Below are 18,524 nucleotides of genomic sequence, written 5' to 3'. Positions count from 1 at the left end.
GCAGCCATCATTTAAAGAAAGCGTAATAGCTCACTGATCGAGTCGTCCTGCGCGGAAGATGTAACGGGGCTAAGCCAGTTACCGAAGCTGCGGATTTGCAATTTATTGCAAGTGGTAGGAGAGCGTTCTGTAGGCCTGTGAAGGTGTCTGGTAACGGATGCTGGAGGTATCAGAAGTGCGAATGCTGACATGAGTAGCGTTAAAGGGGGTGAAAAGCCCCCTCGCCGTAAGCGCAAGGTTTTCTACGCAACGTTCATCGGCGTAGAGTGAGTCGGCCCCTAAGGCGAGGCAGAGATGCGTAGCTGATGGGAAACAGGTCAATATTCCTGTACCGATCAATAGTGCGATGTGGGGACGGAGAAGGTTAGCTCAGCCAACTGTTGGATATGTTGGTTCAAGCCTGTAGTCGTGCTCGGTAGGCAAATCCGCCGGGCTTAGATGAGGGGTGATAACGAGTCTGCTTGCAGACGAAGTGAGTGATACCCTGCTTCCAGGAAAAGCCACTAAGCTTCAGCTATTGACGACCGTACCGCAAACCGACACTGGTGCGCGAGATGAGTATTCTAAGGCGCTTGAGAGAACTCAGGAGAAGGAACTCGGCAAATTGATACCGTAACTTCGGGAGAAGGTATGCCCCAAGTAGGTGAACTCGTACAGAGGGAGCCCAACGGGGTTGCAAAAAATCGGTGGCTGCGACTGTTTAATAAAAACACAGCACTCTGCAAACACGAAAGTGGACGTATAGGGTGTGACGCCTGCCCGGTGCTGGAAGATTAAATGATGGGGTGCAAGCTCTTGATTGAAGTCCCAGTAAACGGCGGCCGTAACTATAACGGTCCTAAGGTAGCGAAATTCCTTGTCGGGTAAGTTCCGACCTGCACGAATGGCGTAACGATGGCCACACTGTCTCCTCCTGAGACTCAGCGAAGTTGAAATGTTTGTGATGATGCAATCTCCCCGCGGAAAGACGGAAAGACCCCATGAACCTTTACTGTAGCTTTGTATTGGACTTTGAACAGATCTGTGTAGGATAGGTGGGAGGCTTTGAAGTGAGGACGCTAGTTCTCATGGAGCCAACGTTGAAATACCACCCTGGTGTGTTTGAGGTTCTAACCTAGGTCCATTATCTGGATCGGGGACAGTGCATGGTAGGCAGTTTGACTGGGGCGGTCTCCTCCCAAAGCGTAACGGAGGAGTTCGAAGGTACGCTAGTTACGGTCGGACATCGTGACGATAGTGCAATGGCATAAGCGTGCTTAACTGCGAGACTGACAAGTCGAGCAGATGCGAAAGCAGGACATAGTGATCCGGTGGTTCTGTATGGAAGGGCCATCGCTCAACGGATAAAAGGTACTCTGGGGATAACAGGCTGATACCGCCCAAGAGTTCATATCGACGGCGGTGTTTGGCACCTCGATGTCGGCTCATCTCATCCTGGGGCTGTAGCCGGTCCCAAGGGTATGGCTGTTCGCCATTTAAAGAGGTACGTGAGCTGGGTTTAAAACGTCGTGAGACAGTTTGGTCCCTATCTTCCGTGGGCGCTGCAGATTTGAGGAAGCCTGCTCCTAGTACGAGAGGACCGGAGTGGACACACCTCTGGTGTATCGGTTGTCACGCCAGTGGCATTGCCGAGTAGCTAAGTGTGGAAGAGATAACCGCTGAAAGCATCTAAGCGGGAAACTCGTTTCAAGATGAGATCTGCCGGGGCCTTGAGCCCCCTAAAGAGTCGTTCAAGACCAGGACGTTGATAGGTCAGGTGTGGAAGCGCAGTAATGCGTTAAGCTAACTGATACTAATTGCTCGTGCGGCTTGACCCTATAACTTTGATAGCCAACACGCAACCAGCGTGAAGCTCAAAGTCTGTTATGCCAAGTTAGACGCAGTCAAATACACAAAATCTGATTCCAGACTCTATGAATTCGCCAGGCAGTTCACAAAAACTGCCCAGCACCAAGTTATGCCTGATGACCATAGCAAGTTGGTCCCACTCCTTCCCATCCCGAACAGGACAGTGAAACGACTTTGCGCCGATGATAGTGCGGGTTCCCGTGTGAAAGTAGGTCATCGTCAGGCTCTTACAGCCCAGAAAACCCCAGTCAGATATGACTGGGGTTTTTTGCTTTCCAGGCGCACAAAATTATTTAGACCACTTAGGCGCCTATATCGACTCACACGCCTTTCCGGCGTTGATCACCATCTATCAGCGTGGCTGAGTGTGCTATTTAGTTGCTGCTCAATAAGCGCTGGCTGGCCACGCATTGGGTGCGGTTATCCACCGTTCGGTGCGCGAAATCTCTGAACCCCGGCTTGGTCGAGAAAGCGCTCCAGCTTCCCATCCATCCACAGATGATGAAGATGTGCCAGCGCCTCACCCATAGCAAAAGTCATCTGGTGGGTGTCCAACTGGCGTTGAAACAGAATTGGCAAAGTATCCGCAGCGCATAGTGCGCGGCTGTGCGCGGCTTGCAAAATCTCAGTGAGCCGCTCGCGGTGATGGTCTTGTAGCTGTGCAACGCGCGTGCCCAGGCCTGTAAACGGCTTGCCATGCGATGGAAGCACCAAGGTGTCTTTTGGTAGATCCAGATACCGCAAGAGCGAAGTCAAGAACAGCTGTAGCGGGTTGGCCTCTGGCTCGCTGGCGTGGACACTGACATTGGTGGAGATGCGCGGCAACACCATGTCTCCGCTGATCAAGGTGGTCAGCTCAGCGCAAAACAATGCCATGTGTTCGGGTGCGTGGCCGTAGCCGCTGATGCAACGCCAGGTGTGGCCCCCGATGTTCAACGTGTCTCCATCCATGATTCTTCGAAAACGGGGTGGGAGAGCAGGGACCAGGGTCGGAAAATACGAAGCGCGTCCTCGCACATGGTCCAAAAAGGACGGTTCTTGTGCACCGTGCAGCGCATAAAAATCGGCCCCTGCTTCCCCGCCAAACCCCAGCGGGTCATAGATGGCGACACGCGCTACGTTGTAGTCCGTGGCACTGATCCACAAGCGCACATCCCAGCGCTCGCACAGCCAATGTGCCAGCCCGATATGGTCTGGGTGCATGTGGGTCACGATGACGCGAAGAATGGGCAAGCCCTCCATGCAGTTTGCAAATATCTGCTCCCACTGCGCGCGGCTCGCAGCGCTGTCGATGCAGCAATCCACCACGGTCCACCCGTCCACCAGCACACCGCCAGCATCCGGCTGGCGATCGCGCAGCAGCCACAGATTGATGTGATCCAGGGCAAAGGGCAGGCCCATACGGATCCAATGCACTCCAGGCGCGACCTCCAAGGTGGCGCCCTCGACGGGCAGCGCGTCGCCGAGCGGGTAGTGGATCTGGTGTTCAAGTGGATTCATGGAGGCGGTGTGATGGGTTAGCATTGACGTTAACGTAAACGTCATGCATTCGATGCATTGTAGGGAGCTGCAGCCACCCGGCTGTCTCCTGTGCGAAACCGATACTGCTGTGTGCAGCACCCACCATGGCCAATACCTACACCATCAGCGACCTTGCCAAAGAGTTCGATCTCACCACCCGGGCGATCCGTTTTTATGAAGACATGGGCTTGCTGCAGCCTGAACGCACCGGCGCCGCCGGCCGCAACCGGGTGTACAGCGCACGCGACCGCACGCGGCTGCGCCTGACGTTGCGGGCCAAGCGCCTGGGACTGTCTCTCACGGAAGCCAAGGAGATCATCGACCTCTATGACAGCCCCCGTGATACCGGTGTACAGCTCCGCAAGTTTCTGGACGTGCTGGTGGTCCATCGCAAACAACTCGAAGAGCAAATGGCCGATCTGCAGGCCAACCTGGAAGAGGTGCGCGAGCACGAAGAAGAGGCGCGCACGCTACTGGCCAAGGTAGAAAAGCAAAATTGATCCATAATTGACGTTTACGTAAACGTAAATCAGGAGACTGCAGTGAGCACGCCCCCCTTTGAGCCGCGTTGCATTGACTTTGCCGACCGCGTGCGCGACAGCTTTGCGCGGCAAGGGGCCATGCAGACGCTTGGCGCGTCGCTGGGATTGGTGGCGCCAGGTGCTGTAGACATTGAACTCCCATGGGCAGCCGCCCTGACCCAGCAGCATGGTTTTCTCCATGCGGGCATGGTGTCCACCGCGCTGGATTCGGCCTGCGGATATGCCGGTTTCACCCTCATGGCGGCCGATGCCGCCGTGCTCACCATCGAATTCAAGATCAACTTGCTGGCCCCTGCCAAAGGCGAGCGATTCCGCATGGAAGGACGGGTGCTGAAGCCCGGCCGCACCATCACCGTCTGCGAAGGCCGAGCCTTCGCTATCGACGGCAACCAAGAAAAGCTGGTCGCCACCATGGGGTGCACTCTCATGGCGGTCACCGGACGCGACAGCATCCAGGGCTGAGCCCTGCCCATTTCCCTACCTTCTACGAGGAGACAAACCCCATGAGCATTCCCGCCAACCTTCCCGGCCTCAACTTCCAGCTGGGCGAAGATATCGATGCCCTGCGCGATGCCGTGCGCGACTTCGCGCAGGCAGAGATCGCTCCCCGCGCGGCCGAGATTGACCGCAACGACCAATTCCCCATGGACCTGTGGCGGAAGATGGGTGATCTGGGCGTACTCGGCATCACGGTGCCCGAGCAATATGGCGGCGCCGCCATGGGCTACCTCGCCCACATGGTGGCGATGGAAGAAATCTCCCGCGCCAGTGCGTCGGTGGGCTTGTCCTATGGCGCTCACAGCAACCTGTGTGTGAACCAGATCAACCGCAACGGCAACGAGGCACAAAAGGCCAAGTACCTGCCCAAGCTCATCAGCGGCGAGCACGTGGGCGCGCTGGCCATGAGTGAGCCCGGCGCGGGCTCCGACGTGATCAGCATGAAGCTCAAGGCCGAGGACAAGGGCGGCTACTACCTGCTCAACGGCAGCAAGATGTGGATCACCAACGGCCCCGATGCGGACACCCTGGTGGTGTATGCCAAGACCGAGCCTGAAATGGGGGCACGCGGTGTCACGGCTTTCCTGATCGAGAAGGGTATGAAGGGCTTCTCGATTGCGCAAAAGCTCGACAAGCTGGGCATGCGCGGCAGCCACACCGGCGAGCTGGTGTTCCAGGACGTCGAGGTGCCCGCTGAGAACGTGCTGGGTGGCTTGAACCAGGGCGCCAAAGTGCTCATGAGTGGCCTGGACTATGAGCGCGCGGTGCTGACCGGCGGCCCCCTGGGCATCATGCAGTCGGTGATGGACAACGTGATCCCTTACATTCACGACCGCAAGCAGTTCGGCCAGAGCATTGGCGAGTTTCAGCTCATCCAGGGTAAGGTGGCCGACATGTACACCGTGCTGCAGGCGGGTCGCTCGTTTGCCTACACTGTGGCCAAGAACCTCGACATGCTGGGCACCGACCACGTGCGCCAGGTCCGCAAGGACTGCGCCAGCGTGATTCTGTGGTGCGCCGAAAAGGCCACCTGGATGGCCGGCGAAGGCGTGCAGATCTATGGTGGCAATGGCTACATCAACGAGTACCCGCTGGGCCGCCTCTGGCGCGATGCCAAGCTGTACGAGATTGGTGCCGGCACCAGCGAGATCCGCCGCATGCTGATTGGCCGCGAGCTGTTTGCCGAAACCTGCTGACCTGCGACAACTGATCGACCAACCCTCACACACCAAGGACCCCATGCCTTCCTCCATCGACGACCTGTTTGTTCACAACCGCGCCTGGGCGGCCCAGATGGAGCGCGAGCGGCCCGGCTTTTTCACCAGCCTGCTGGCGCAGCAGAAGCCCAAGTACATGTGGATCGGCTGCTCCGACAGCCGGGTGCCCGCCAACCAGATCACCGGGCTGGAGCCTGGTGAGGTCTTCGTTCACCGCAATGTGGCGAACGTGGTGGTGCCGACCGATCTCAACTGCCTGTCGACCATCCAGTATGCGGTGGACCAGCTGCGCATCGAGCACCTGATGGTGGTGGGCCACTACGGTTGCGGCGGTGTGCTGGCCGCGCTGGAGGGTACGCGCGTGGGCTTGGCCGACAACTGGATTCGCCATGTGCAGGACGTGCGTGACCGCCACCGCGACCTGATTGCCGCCACCGCGCCTGAGTGGCGCCACGACGTGCTGTGCGAGCTCAACGCCATCGAGCAGGTCGTCAACATCGCGCAGACTACCGTCATGCTGGACGCCTGGGGCCGGGGCCAGAAGGTTACGCTGCATGGCTGGTGCTATGGCCTCAAGGACGGGCTCATCAACAACCTGCACATGTCGGTGGACAGCACCGAAGGTCTGGAATCGCTGTACAAAGCAGCGATTGCTGGCGTGGCTGCTACCCGTCGGCAGTAAGCCGGGCGCCCGGCCTACGCATGCGACGGTTGCGCTGACAAGGATGCCCGCCACCATGTTCCCGCAACGCCTTGATGCGCCCCAGGCCTACGGCATTGCCAAGGCCATGATGGACGGCTTCAACCGGCATTACCGGTTGTTCCGCACCGAGTCCGCGCGCGCCAAACACCGTTTTGAAACCGCTGACTGGCACGGCCAGCAGCGGGCGCAGCGCGAGCGCATCGAGTTCTACGACCTGCGGGTGAAGGAATGCGTGCGCCGCCTGGAGAAAGAGTTCGAGGCCGGCGCGCAGCCGATGGATGTGTGGCACCAGGTCAAGCTGCACTACATCGGGCTGCTGGTGAACCACCACCAGCCCGAGCTGGCCGAAACCTTCTTCAACTCGGTCACCACCAAGATCCTGCACCGCACGCATTTCCACAACGACTTCATCTTTGTGCGGCCTGCGGTCAGCACCGAATACATCGAGAACGACGAGCCTGCCGCGCGGCCCACCTACCGCGCCTACTACCCCACGCGCGACACGCTGGGCGACACCTTCCAGGCCATCGTCGAGAACTTCCAGCTGCAGCGCGAATTTGCCGACCTGCCACGTGACACCGCTTGTGTGGTGGGCGCCATGCGCAGCCGGCTCGACAAGGTGAGGCTGCGCACCAACTTCCAGATCCAGGTGCTCACCAGCCTGTTCTTTCGCAACAAGGGCGCGTATGTGGTGGGCAAGATCATCAACGGCTTTAACGAGGTGCCGTTTGCGCTGCCCATCCTGCACGACGACAGCGGCAAGCTGACCATCGACGCCGCGCTGTTCGGCGAAGACGACATGCAGATGCTGTTCAGCTTTGCCCGCGCCTACTTCATGGTGGACATGGAGATCCCCAGCGCCTACGTGCAGTTTTTGCGCAGCCTCATGCCGCGCAAGCCGCGCGCCGAGATCTACAACGCCCTGGGCCTAGCCAAGCAAGGCAAGACACTGTTCTACCGCGACTTCCTGTACCACCTCAAGCATTCCAGCGACCAGTTCCGCATCGCGCCGGGCATCAAGGGCATGGTGATGCTGGTGTTCGACCTGCCGAGCTTCCCGTTCGTGTTCAAGCTCATCAAGGACTACTTTCCGCACCAGAAGGAAACCACACGCGAACAGATCAAGGCCAAGTACCTGCTGGTCAAGCAGCACGACCGCGTGGGCCGCATGGCCGACACGCTGGAGTACAGCGAGGTTGCCTTCCCCCGCGACCGCTTTGACGATGCGCTGATTGCCGAGATCGAGAAGTTCGCCCCCAGCCAGCTCGAAATCAGCGACCGCGACGGCGACGGCCAGACCGAGGTGATCATCAAGCACCTCTATATCGAGCGGCGCATGATCCCGCTCAACATCTACCTGCAGGAGGCCTTCGACACCGGCCTGTCCGACCCGCGCGCGCGCCAGCAGATGGAACACAGCGTCATCGAATACGGCAACGCCATCAAGGACCTCGTGGCCGCCAACATCTTCCCCGGCGACATGCTCTGGAAGAACTTTGGTGTCACGCGCAACGGCAAGGTCGTGTTCTACGACTACGACGAGATCGAATACCTCACCGACTGCAACTTCCGCCGCGTGCCCACGCCGCGCAACGAGGAAGAAGAGATGAGCGGCGAGGTCTGGTACAGCGTGGGCCCACGCGATGTGTTCCCCGAAACCTTTGGCCCCTTCCTGCTGGGCAACGACGCGGTGCGCGAGGTGTTCATGCAGCACCACGCCGACCTGCTCGACGCCGCGTTCTGGCAGTCGCACAAGGAGCGCATCCAGGCGGGTCATATGTTTGATGTTTTCCCCTACGACACGGAGCGGCGCTTTGCGCAAGGCGCTGCGGCCCGCTGAGCGCCCGCCAAAACCCCGGTTTTCGTCCCCACTTTTCCTCTGACCCTTACCCAGGAGACCTTCACCATGTCCATCCAAGACCCCATCGTCATCGTTGGCGCTGCACGCACCCCCATGGGCTCGTTGCAGGGCGACTTCTCCAGCCTGGCCGCGCACGACCTGGGTGGCGCCGCCATCAAGGCCGCCATCGAGCGTGCCGGTGTCTCGCCCGACGCCGTGGGCGAAGTGCTATTTGGCAACTGCCTGATGGCCGGCCAGGGCCAGGCACCCGCGCGCCAGGCCGCGTTCAAAGGCGGCCTGCCCAAGGGCGCGGGCGCCGTCACGCTCAGCAAGATGTGCGGCTCCGGCATGAAGGCCGCGATGATGGCGCACGACATGCTGCTGGCCGGCACGCACGACGTGATGGTGGCGGGCGGCATGGAAAGCATGACCAACGCCCCCTACCTGCTGCAAAAGGGCCGAGGCGGCTACCGCCTGGGCCACGACCGCATCTTCGACCACATGATGCTCGACGGCCTGGAAGACGCTTACGAAGCGGGCCGTAGCATGGGCACCTTTGGCGAAGACTGCGCGGCCAAGTACAGCTTTACGCGTGAGCAGCAGGACGCGTTTGCCACCACCAGCGTGCAGCGCGCCAAGGCGGCCACCGAGTCGGGCGCCTTCGCGGCCGAGATCGTGCCCGTCACCGTCAAGACCCGTGCGGGCGAGACCGTGGTGTCGGTGGACGAAGGCCCGGGCAAGGTCAAGCTCGAAAAGATCGCCACCTTGAAGCCCGCGTTCAAGAAGGACGGCACCATCACCGCCGCGTCCAGCTCCAGCATCAACGACGGCGCGGCCGCGCTGGTGATGATGCGCGAGTCCACGGCCAAGAAGCTGGGTGCCAAGCCCCTGGCCCGCATCGTGAGCCACGCCACGCACGCACAAGAGCCCGAGTGGTTTGCCACCGCCCCCCTGGGCGCCACACAAAAGGCACTCGCCAAGGCCGGCTGGCAAGTGGGCGACGTGCAGCTGTGGGAGATCAACGAAGCCTTTGCCGTGGTGCCCATGGCGTTGATGAAGGAATTGGACCTGCCCCATGACAAGGTCAACGTGAACGGCGGCGCCTGCGCACTGGGCCACCCGATCGGCGCCAGCGGTGCGCGCATCATGGTCACGCTGATCCATGCCCTCAAGGCGCGCGGCCTGACCAAGGGCCTGGCCACGCTGTGCATCGGCGGTGGCGAGGCCACGGCCGTGGCGCTGGAACTCGTCTGAGGCCGCTGGCTGGAGATGGGATGATCCCCGACTTTGCACAAGGACCGCGATGACCACTCCCTCTCCCGCCATCGGCGCCTTCTGGCGCGCGTTTTCGGATGCCCAGGCATCGCTCCAGGCCCAGCCGCTGCGCGAGCGCGTGGGGGCGGCCAATGCGCTGATCGATCAGCACCTGGAAGGCCTGGCGCTGGAGATGTCCGGCGACGATGCCGATGCCGTGGTGGACCTCATCGTCACGGCCCACGGCAGCATCGAGCGGTTTCCGTTGCTGGCGCAGGTGGTGGCGGCCGCACCCGCGCTGCCGCACTACCGCGTGCGCGCGTTTCGCGAGCGCACCACGCAGCCGGACTTTCCCATCGGCATGGAAGGCTTTGAGCTGGCCACGTCCGAAGTGCTGGTGGCGCTGGAGCAGGACGGCGGGCAGGCGGCGCTGGAGATCCGCTTTGGCCGCGAGATCCCCAGCGACTACCAGGACCATGCGCGCAACATGGCATTCATCATGCTCGACCATGTGCTGGGCGAGTACGACTTTGCCGTGAAGGTGGGCGCAGTGGACTTTGTGGGCGAGCCCGGCGACACCCACACGCCTTGGGTGCCGCTGAGCCAGCTGCCCCCGGTGTTCGACCGCTACTGGACCGACACCCTGGGCCACACCGGCCACTTTCCCACGGGCGATGCCGAATGGGACGGGCTGGAACTGCAGTTTGATTGCCCCATCGACGAGGACGGCAACGAACTGCCTCCTGACGACATCGACAGCGAAGACGCGCCCGAGACCGGCGTGGTCATGGTCAACACCAGTGCCAACGCTGTAGCCATGCGGGCCGACCTGGCCTATGCCCTCACCGTGGACCTGGCGGTGCCCGACAGCGACACACTGACTGCCGTGCAAGACCTGCACGAGCAAGCCGCCACGCTGCTCCAAGTGCCGCAGCTGGGCATTCTGGTGCTGACGCTGATGCGCGCGGGCCGCCGGCAGGCGCTGTACTACGTGAGCGACGAGCAACTGGCCAAACAGACGCTGGCGCCCCTGCTGCAGCGCGACGAGGCGGCATCGCTGGAGCTGAAGGTGGCGTACGACCCCGCGTGGTCGGGCTATTTCGAGTACGCCGGATACCTGTCTGCCTGAGTGGGTGTCGCTGTTTTGTTTACTCCTGAATTGATAGCTCTTGGCGAATGATTCACTAGCGCTTGCGGCATATTGGGCTTGAAAATGAACTCCATACTCGTGATGGGCGCGTCCCGGGGCATCGGCCTGGAGCTGGTGCGCCAGTACACCGACGCCGGGCGCCGCGTGATCGCCACCGTGCGCGACGACGCCGGCCGCGAGCGCGTGCTGGCGCTGGGCGCCGAGGTACTCACCGTGGATGTGGCCAATCCCGCCAGCGTGAGCGGCCTGGCCTGGCAGCTTGACGGCGAAAAGCTGGACCTGGCGCTGTATGTGGCCGGTGTCATCCGCCGCCCCAACGCGCTCACCCCACCCACGCAGCAAGACTTTGATGCCGTCATGCACACCAACGTGCTGGGCGCCATGCAGGCCATTCCGCAGGTGGCGCCCCTGGTGGTGGAGGCGGGCGGCGTGTTTGCGTTTCTGTCCTCGTCCATGTCGCAGATCGGCAGCGTGCCGAACAGTGGCTCGTGGCTGTACCGCACCAGCAAGGCCGCGCTGAACATGGCCGTGGCCGCCGCGCAGCAGGACTACCCCGACGCCACGCTGGTCACCATCGACCCCGGCTGGGTGCAGACCGACATGGGCGGCGGCGGTGCGCCGCTGACGGTCGAAGACAGTGTGCGCGGCCTGCGCAGCACGCTGGCCAGCGTGACCGCTGCCGACAAGGGCCGCCTGCTGCACCACGACGGCCGCCGCGCTGCCCACTGGTAGTCCGCAAGCCACTAAGCCCCCGAATTTTTGAACAACGACTCTGGAGACACTCCCATGCTGCTGACCCAAGACCAGGAAATGATCCGCGACGCGGTGCGCGACTTTGCGCAAACCGAGCTGTGGCCGAATGCCGCACGCTGGGACAAGGAACACCACTTCCCCAAGGAGACTCACCAGGGCCTGGCCGCGCTGGGCGCGTATGGCATCTGCGTGCCCGAAGAGTTTGGCGGTGCCCACCTCGACTACCTCACGCTCGCGCTGGTGCTCGAAGAGATCGCCGCCGGTGATGGCGGCACCAGCACCGCCATCAGCGTGACCAATTGCCCGGTCAACGCCATCCTCATGCGCTACGGCAACGCGCAGCAAAAGCGCGACTGGCTCACGCCGCTGGCGCGTGGCGAAATGCTGGGCGCGTTTTGCCTGACCGAGCCACATGTGGGCTCCGACGCCTCCGCCCTGCGCACCACGGCAGTGAAGCAGGGCGACGAATACGTGATCAACGGGGTCAAGCAGTTCATCACCAGCGGCAAGAACGGCCATGTGGCCATCGTCATCGCCGTCACCGACAAGGGCGCGGGCAAGAAGGGCATGAGCGCGTTCCTCGTGCCCACCAGCAGCCCCGGCTACGTGGTGGCGCGGCTGGAAGACAAGCTGGGCCAGCACAGCAGCGACACGGCGCAGATCAACTTCGACAACTGCCGCGTCCCCGCCGAGAACCTCATCGGCGCCGAGGGCGAGGGCTACAAGATCGCCCTGGGCGCGCTCGAAGGCGGCCGCATCGGCATCGCCGCGCAGAGCGTGGGCATGGCGCGGAGCGCGTTCGACGCGGCGCTGGCGTATTCCAAAGAGCGCGAAAGCTTCGGCACCGCCATCTTCAACCACCAGGCCGTGGGTTTCCGCCTGGCCGACTGCGCCACGCAGATCGAGGCCGCGCGCCAGCTCATCTGGCACGCCGCCGCGCTGCGCGATGCCGGAAAGCCCTGCCTGAAGGAAGCCGCCATGGCCAAGCTGTTTGCCAGCGAGATGGCCGAGCGCGTGTGCAGCGCCGCCATCCAGACGCTGGGCGGCTACGGCGTGGTGAACGACTTCCCGGTGGAGCGCATCTACCGCGACGTGCGCGTGTGCCAGATCTACGAAGGCACGAGCGACGTGCAGAAGATCATCATCCAGCGCGCGCTGGCCTGAGCCAGGGTGCCACTGTGCCCGGCCCGCAGTGCGCGGGCCTTTCGGGCGCAGCTCAAAAAACGCTCAGCCCCTGAGGCGCAACTCGCGCTCCAGCAGCGCCAGACGCTCGGGCTCGGCGTGGTGCCGGGCCACTGGCTGCACGCTGGCAAACACGGTGCGCCCCACTTCGGCGCGCCCGCTCCAGGCCAAGGCCAGTGCGTAGTCGCAGGTGCACACGGCCAGTGAGGGCCAGGCGCCCGGAGCCTTGCGCACCAGCCCCAGAAATTGCTCACACGCCTTGCCCAGGTGGCTGGCGGCCTCGCCCGCCCGGGCCGGGTCGCGCAGCGCAATCATGCCCCGCACCCAGTCGATGAACGCTTGCCCGTGGGGTGGCAGCATGGCGGGCTGCAGCGTGTCCACGAGGCGCTGCGCTTCGTCGGTGTGGCCCGCGCGGGCCTCACCCAGGGCCAGGTCCAACTGCAGAGTGGGCTCTCCCGGCCGCTGCGCCATCAGCTCGCGCAGGCGGGCGGTAAAGCCCGCATGGTCGCCCGTGGCCAGGGGCAGGGTGTAGATGCGTGCCAGAAATTCGCCCTCATCTGCCGGGCGCATGGGGTGGATGCGCAGGCGCAGGAGGGCGGCGTCCACCCCTTCGGCGCGCGCCTCGAACCAGGCCATGCGCACGGCGGCATCCCAGGCGGGCTGTCGCAAAAAGGCGTGCCGTTCGGCGGCGCGTGCCAGCCGCTGCGCCAGTACGTCCAGGCGGGGCAGGTCGCCCGTGGCGTGCGCGTGCAGCATCTGCTGGTACATGCGCTGGAACTGGTGCATGTAGGCAAACACGGCCAGGGGCGCCAGCGTGGCCGCCACCAGAATGGCCTGCACCCACGGGCTCCACTGGCGCCATACGGCCAGTGCCACCAGGGCCACGCCCACCAGCAGCCAGGTGCGGTTGTTGCGCAGCAGCTGGCGCAGCGTGGTCCACAGGCCGGGGTTCTGCTGCGCTTCGATCTGGTCACGTGCCAGCTGGCGCAGGGCCTTCACGTCCAACGGGCCCAGCACGTCGTCAGCCATCTCGGTCAATGCACGGGCATACAGACCCGAGGTGTGCAGCTGCACCTGGGTCAGCGGCGGTTGCTGCAGCGCTGCGATGGCCTGCAGGGCCTCTTCAGCTGTCTGGGCATGCACAAACCCCTCGGTGGGGCGGCCTTGGGCGTCTTGCGCCTGGTACAGCCAGCGGGGCTGGCCGGGCGGTGGGGGCGGGGTGGTCCCGGTGGTGGTCATGGCGTGGCTCCCTCCTGGTGTGATTTGCCAGCGTGTCGAGGTCGCCGGTCGTTGGCTGCGGATGGTAGGGGGCTGCGTGATCGCCGCGTGCAGCGGGCAGACGGGCGGTGCACCGCTGGCAGACGACCGGTGCCGTGATACCTGCCTTTGCCTGAGCAGGCCGCAGGCAACAACCGCACGTTCTGCGGCGGCTGGGGCTTCGAAAGACACCGGTAGGTGTACTACCGCGCTATTGGAAAGATAGCTGCCTGTGCTTATGGGAAAGGCACCGCGCTCTGGTCCTGCCGCCTGTTGCTGGGGGCCAGCCACTGCGCCAGCACAGCGTGCAGCTCTGCAGGGTTCACGGGCTTGCGCAGCACCAGGTAGCCCTCGTCTTCGGCGTCCCGCAAGGCGGGGGCGTCAAACTCGCCGCTGACCATCGCACCCCGGGCGGCTGGGCAGCGGGCCAGCAGCGTGCGCAGGATGTCAAAGCCGCTCTCGCCCGAGCGCAGTCGCTGGTCGCAGAAGATGGCATCTGGCACCAGGCCTTCGTCGAGCCGGCCATGGGCTTCGGCCCCGGTGGTGGCGTAGGCTGCCGTCACGCCCCAGGCTTCGAGCATGGCGCGCCAGGCCTTGAGCACCTGGGGGTCATCGTCCAGCACCAGGCACTGGCCCTGCAGCGGGCGGTCCATGATGGACTGGCGGTGTGCCGCCGTAGGGGCGGTGGTCGCGCCTGCATCGGGTGCCACATGGGCTGGCAGCCGCAGCCAGAAGCGCGACCCCTGTCCCGCCAGCGAACGTACGCCGTACGCCGCCCCCAACTGCTCGGCGCAGCGCGCCACCACAGCCAAGCCCAGGCCGTGCCCCGCTTCGTCCATCTGGTCGGCCCGCGCTCCCCGATAGTAGGGGCTGAACACCCGGGCCTGATCGGCGGGGGCAATGCCAATGCCCGTGTCCCGCACCTCCACCAGCCAGTCACCGCCGCGTGCGCGTGCGCTCACCAGCACCTTGCCCTGCGGTGTGTAGCGGATGGCGTTCTGCACTAGGTTCGCCAGCGCCTGGCGCAGCAGCACCGGCTCGGCCCACACGGTGGCACCACGGCGCGGCAGCCGCAGCCGCAGGGTCAGGCCGCCGAGGCTGGCTTGCTCGCGGAAGAGGCGCACAACGTCCGCCAGCAGCGCGCCAAGGTCCACGGCGGCTTTCTGGCCCAGCGGCTGCCCCGACTCCAGGCGCGACAGGTCCAGCAGCGCATTGAACAGCTGGCTCATGGCCTGCATGCTGGTGCGCAGGTCGGCCACCAGCGGGCGCAGGACCGGGTCGGTATTGCGCAGGTTGATCGCCTCCACCATCAAGGACATGGCGTGCACGGGTTGGCGCAGGTCGTGGCTGGCGGTGGCGAGGAACAGGTTTTTCTCGGTCAGGGCGCCTTCCGCCTGGCGCCGGGCTTCGGCCAGGGCCTCGTTGGCAGTGCGCGTGCGGCGGTACAGCCAGAAGCTGGCGCCCGCTGCAAGCAGTGCCAGTGCCACCGCAGCCGCCAGTCCGATCTGCTGCATGCGGCGCACGCGCAGCTCGGCATCCTGCACCCGGTTGGCCTGCGCCAGCTGCTCGATCTGGCGCTGCCGTTCAGCGCTGTCAAAGCGCTCCTGCAAGGTCGTCACGGCCTGGTCGCGCTCGGCATGGAACAGCTCCTTGGCCAGCGCCTGCTGCTTGCGGGTGGTGGCCATGGCCTCGCGGTACAGGCCGGCTTGCTCGTACATGCGCGACAGCTCGCCCAGCAACTGCTCTTCCATGGGCAGGGAGCCCGCTTCGTGCACGAACCGGATGCCCGCCTCCACCTCGTGCACGCCAGCCGCAATGCGGCCCTGGCCCATGAGTGCAAAGCCCAGATTGGCTTGCGCCATTGCGGCCCCGTTCAGCTCGTGTGCATTGCGGTACGCGGCCAGGGCCTCGCGCATCACGGGCTCGGCCGCGGCATACGCCTTGCGCTGCAGCAGGACGTCGCCCAGGTTGTTCAGCGCCGTGGCCTGGAGCCCGGTGAGCCCTCCAGCGCGGGCGATCTGCAAGGACTGCCGGTAGGCGGCCACGGCGGTGTCGAGGTTGCCCTGCACGTTTTCCACATTGCCACGGTGCAGGTGCAGCCAGCCCAGCGCCTGCCGGGCGTCCAGCTTTTCGGCCAGGGGCAACGCCTCGCGGATGGTCTGCAGCGCCCGCTCCGGGTTCTTCATGTCGAAGTGCAGCAGCTCCAGGTGGGTGCGCGACCGCAGCTCAGACGTGGCCGCCTGGCGTGGCAGCGTGCGCGAGAGTTCCAGGCTGCGCAGCAGGTGGGTCATCGCCGTTTCGAACTGGCCGTTGCCGCTGTGCAGGGCGCCCAGCGTCAGGTGGTAGAGCCAGCGCACCCAGGGGTCGGGTGCGCGCTCGGCGGCGGCCGCTTCGCGCGCCAGTGCGTCCAGTCCGGCGCGTGTTTTTCCCGCCACGGCCAGTTGCCGGGCCTCGAAGCAGACAGCCAGCACCTGCGACGACGGATCTTTCTGCGCAGCGGCGAGCGTCTTCAGCTGCGCAATGCCCTCGGTCACCACCGTCGTCTGCCCGGTCTCGAAGGCCGCGTCTGTCAGCGCCGCCAAGTAAGTGCGCCGGGTCGCGGCATCGGCCGCGTTGGCAAAACGTGCCGCGGCGGCCTGCAGCGCCTGCACGGCTTCGGCGCTGTTGCGTTGCGACAGGTTTTGCAGCCGGTCCAGCTCGGCCAGGTCCGGGTTCAGTGCCTGCGCCCTCGCGGGCAATGCCGTCTGCAGGCACAAGGCCGCGACCAGCACCACAGCCCGGACGAGGCGCATCAGGGCAGCTCCAGCCGCCGCCCGCGCAGCAGGGTGATGGCCTCGACCCGTGTGCGCACCCGCAGCCGCTCCAGGATGCCCGTCACGTGCTCCTTCACGGTGCTCTCTGCAATATCCAGCTGCGATGCAATGCGCTTGTTGGGCAGCCCCTGCAGCACCAGCGCAAGGATCTGGCCCTGCCGCGCAGACAGCCCCAGCTCGGCCGGTGTCACCGGCAGGTCGCGGCTGCGCAGCGGCTGGCTGCCCGGATGGCCCGGCTCAAACCAGACCAGCCCGCTCAGCAATGCCTCCACCGCCAGCCCGAAGGTTTCAGGCGCCGCTTGTTTGTGGATGAAGCCCTGCGCGCCTGCCTGCCGGGCCTGGTCCATCACGGCGGGGTCATCGTCGCCACTGATCACCGCGATGGGCATTCCGGGGCAGTGGCTGCGCACCTGGGCGATCAGGCGCACGGCGGCGCCTTCTGCCAGCCAGAAGTCGATGAGCGCGATGGCCGGTGTGCCCCGCGTGTCCACCCAGCGCAGAAGGTCGTTTGCCCCTGCTGCCACCACCACGTCCATCTGCGGCAGTCGGGCGCGCAGGAATTCGGCCATGCCGTGTGCCACCAACGGATGGTCGTCAAGAATGAGCGCGTACTGAGAGGTGGAGGACATGCGGTGGTGGAGGGCGCGCAACCCGGCGGGATGCCGGTGCCAGAAGGTATGCCTGCGGGCAAATTCTGCCAAGTGTTCAGCAGGATCGGCGGCGCGCAAACCCTACCAGCGTAGGGTTTCGCACGGGATGGGGTGCTGCACAGAATCCGCGCTCCATTCACCATCACGAGGTTTCTGTTCATGACACGACAAGCCAGCGCAACGGGTGCCGGGCGCACCTGGCACTCTGCACGACCTATCTTCCGCTGGGCCCCCCTGGGCCTGGCTGCCGCCTTGCTGGTGGGCTGTGGCGGCGGTGATGACGACAACGGCACGCCTCCGCCCAGCGCTGGCGCATTCAGTATCGGCGGCGCGGTCAGCGGCCTGGGGGCTGGCAAAACGGTGACGCTGCAGAACGCCGGCAAGGACGACCTGACGGTGAACACCAATGGCAACTTCGTGTTCGTCACGCGTCTGGACAACGGCATTGCCTATGCCGTCACCGTGAAGACCCAGCCCAGCGGGCAGCGCTGCACGGTGACGGAAGGCACCGGCACAGCCACTGCCAACGTGAGCAACGTGCAGGTGCGCTGCGAAAACCTGGCGGCTGCCACCTACACGGTGGGCGGCTCGGTCAGCGGCCTGGCGGGTGGCGCCGTGGTGCTGCAGAACAACGGGCGCGACGATCTGTCGGTCTCCAGCAACGGCGGCTTCACGTTTGGCACGGCACTGGCGGGTGGCACGGCCTACGCCATCACGGTGCGCACGCAGCCTTCGGGCCAGAGCTGCACGGTGCGCAACGGAACGGGCACGGTAGGGTCGGCCAATGTGAGTTCGGTGGACGTGAGCTGCGCGACGGCGCCGCTGGGGCTGCCGGAGGGCGACTGGAAGCAGGAGCTGTGCGTGGTGGTGCGGCCAGGAACCTGGGGACGCTCGCTGTGGCGCATCACCCGCCAGAGCGACACCCGCGTGACGGGGCAGATTGGCGTGGTGACCTATGCCGACGCCAACTGTTCCGGCACGGGCACCGTCGCAGGTCCGCTGACCGATGTGGGCAATGTGGCGTTCGACCGCAACGGCAGCACGGCCACGCTGACCGCTTTCTGGGGGCTGTGGACCCAGCCGTCGGGCCTGACATCGCGCGCCGTCTGGGCACGCAAGGGGCCCCGCCTGTGCATCTTTGGCGATCAGATACCCACCGCGTTCCCGACGGCGGCCAGCGTGGAGAGCTACGTGGACACCGTCTTGCCTGCCAAGACCTGCTACACGCAAAACTGAGTGCGGGCGGCTGTACGGCCCCCCAACCAACCCAAAGCCCCCGCAGCGAAGTTGCTGCGG

Annotated in this window: 14 protein-coding genes and 2 rRNA genes (1 of these 16 only partly in view); 12 read left to right on the top strand and 4 right to left on the bottom strand. The window is 64.3% G+C overall.

Translation table 11 applies throughout. From position 1 onward, the window contains the following. Positions 1-1,817, top strand: a 23S ribosomal RNA gene (locus ACTJKQ_RS16050); it begins 1,062 nt to the left of the window's first position. A gap of 143 nt (positions 1,818-1,960) precedes the next feature. Continuing rightward, positions 1,961-2,073 (top strand): 5S ribosomal RNA (gene rrf / locus ACTJKQ_RS16045). A 195-nt stretch (positions 2,074-2,268) separates the two neighbouring features. Here the strand turns inward: rrf and ACTJKQ_RS16040 are convergent. Beyond that, positions 2,269-3,348 carry an MBL fold metallo-hydrolase gene (locus ACTJKQ_RS16040; protein WP_440597425.1) on the bottom strand — a complete coding sequence of 360 codons (1,080 nt, stop codon included), beginning with the start codon at positions 3,346-3,348 and terminating at the stop codon, positions 2,269-2,271. A 125-nt stretch (positions 3,349-3,473) separates the two neighbouring features. Between ACTJKQ_RS16040 and ACTJKQ_RS16035 the strand changes: the two genes are divergently transcribed. The 9 genes from ACTJKQ_RS16035 to ACTJKQ_RS15995 all read left to right on the top strand — a co-directional run bounded on the left by ACTJKQ_RS16035 (position 3,474) and on the right by ACTJKQ_RS15995 (position 12,490). Continuing rightward, the gene (locus tag ACTJKQ_RS16035) at positions 3,474-3,869 is read left to right on the top strand and encodes a MerR family transcriptional regulator (RefSeq protein ID WP_056057775.1); all 396 of its coding nucleotides are present in this window, start codon (positions 3,474-3,476) and stop codon (positions 3,867-3,869) included. Positions 3,870-3,911: 42 nt separating this feature from the next. Further along, positions 3,912-4,373, top strand: coding sequence for a PaaI family thioesterase (locus tag ACTJKQ_RS16030; protein ID WP_056743734.1), 462 nt, complete (start codon positions 3,912-3,914; stop codon positions 4,371-4,373). A 41-nt stretch (positions 4,374-4,414) separates the two neighbouring features. Further along, positions 4,415-5,605 carry an isovaleryl-CoA dehydrogenase gene (locus ACTJKQ_RS16025; protein WP_274109919.1) on the top strand — a complete coding sequence of 397 codons (1,191 nt, stop codon included), beginning with the start codon at positions 4,415-4,417 and terminating at the stop codon, positions 5,603-5,605. A gap of 43 nt (positions 5,606-5,648) precedes the next feature. Further along, positions 5,649-6,308, top strand: coding sequence for a carbonate dehydratase (gene can, locus ACTJKQ_RS16020; RefSeq protein ID WP_056057784.1), 660 nt, complete (start codon positions 5,649-5,651; stop codon positions 6,306-6,308). Between the two features lie 55 nt (positions 6,309-6,363). Continuing rightward, entirely contained in the window at positions 6,364-8,169 is a 1,806-nt protein-coding gene (gene aceK / locus ACTJKQ_RS16015) for a bifunctional isocitrate dehydrogenase kinase/phosphatase (RefSeq protein WP_192422296.1), read from the top strand. 66 nt (positions 8,170-8,235) lie between these two features. Continuing rightward, complete coding sequence (locus ACTJKQ_RS16010) at positions 8,236-9,423, top strand: acetyl-CoA C-acyltransferase (RefSeq protein ID WP_440597424.1); 1,188 nt, start codon at positions 8,236-8,238, stop codon at positions 9,421-9,423. A 49-nt stretch (positions 9,424-9,472) separates the two neighbouring features. Beyond that, entirely contained in the window at positions 9,473-10,552 is a 1,080-nt protein-coding gene (locus ACTJKQ_RS16005; RefSeq protein ID WP_440597423.1) for a DUF695 domain-containing protein, read from the top strand. A gap of 84 nt (positions 10,553-10,636) precedes the next feature. Next, a complete protein-coding gene (locus tag ACTJKQ_RS16000; protein WP_440597422.1) occupies positions 10,637-11,305 on the top strand; it encodes an SDR family oxidoreductase in 669 nt (222 codons plus the stop codon). Between the two features lie 54 nt (positions 11,306-11,359). Beyond that, entirely contained in the window at positions 11,360-12,490 is a 1,131-nt protein-coding gene (locus ACTJKQ_RS15995) for an acyl-CoA dehydrogenase family protein (RefSeq protein ID WP_440597421.1), read from the top strand. 63 nt (positions 12,491-12,553) lie between these two features. On the opposite strand, the gene ACTJKQ_RS15990 is transcribed toward ACTJKQ_RS15995, so the two are convergent. The 3 genes from ACTJKQ_RS15990 to ACTJKQ_RS15980 all read right to left on the bottom strand — a co-directional run bounded on the left by ACTJKQ_RS15990 (position 12,554) and on the right by ACTJKQ_RS15980 (position 17,207). Continuing rightward, positions 12,554-13,747, bottom strand: coding sequence for a hypothetical protein (locus ACTJKQ_RS15990; protein ID WP_440597420.1), 1,194 nt, complete (start codon positions 13,745-13,747; stop codon positions 12,554-12,556). Between the two features lie 254 nt (positions 13,748-14,001). Further along, positions 14,002-16,557 (bottom strand): ATP-binding protein, encoded by a 2,556-nt coding sequence (locus tag ACTJKQ_RS15985; RefSeq protein ID WP_440597419.1) that lies wholly within the window; start codon positions 16,555-16,557, stop codon positions 14,002-14,004. Continuing rightward, entirely contained in the window at positions 16,557-17,207 is a 651-nt protein-coding gene (locus ACTJKQ_RS15980) for a LuxR C-terminal-related transcriptional regulator (protein WP_056057803.1), read from the bottom strand. The genes ACTJKQ_RS15985 and ACTJKQ_RS15980 overlap by 1 nt, the downstream gene beginning before the upstream one ends. 180 nt (positions 17,208-17,387) lie before the next feature. Here ACTJKQ_RS15980 and ACTJKQ_RS15975 point away from each other — a divergent pair, with 180 nt between their 5' ends. After that, positions 17,388-18,464 carry a hypothetical protein gene (locus ACTJKQ_RS15975; protein WP_440597418.1) on the top strand — a complete coding sequence of 359 codons (1,077 nt, stop codon included), beginning with the start codon at positions 17,388-17,390 and terminating at the stop codon, positions 18,462-18,464. Positions 18,465-18,524: the final 60 nt, after the last annotated feature.

It is taken from the genome of Acidovorax sp. 22279 (assembly GCF_052045435.1).
Lineage (GTDB): Bacteria > Pseudomonadota > Gammaproteobacteria > Burkholderiales > Burkholderiaceae_C > Acidovorax > Acidovorax delafieldii.
This window is presented reverse-complemented; position numbering and strand designations above follow the sequence as displayed.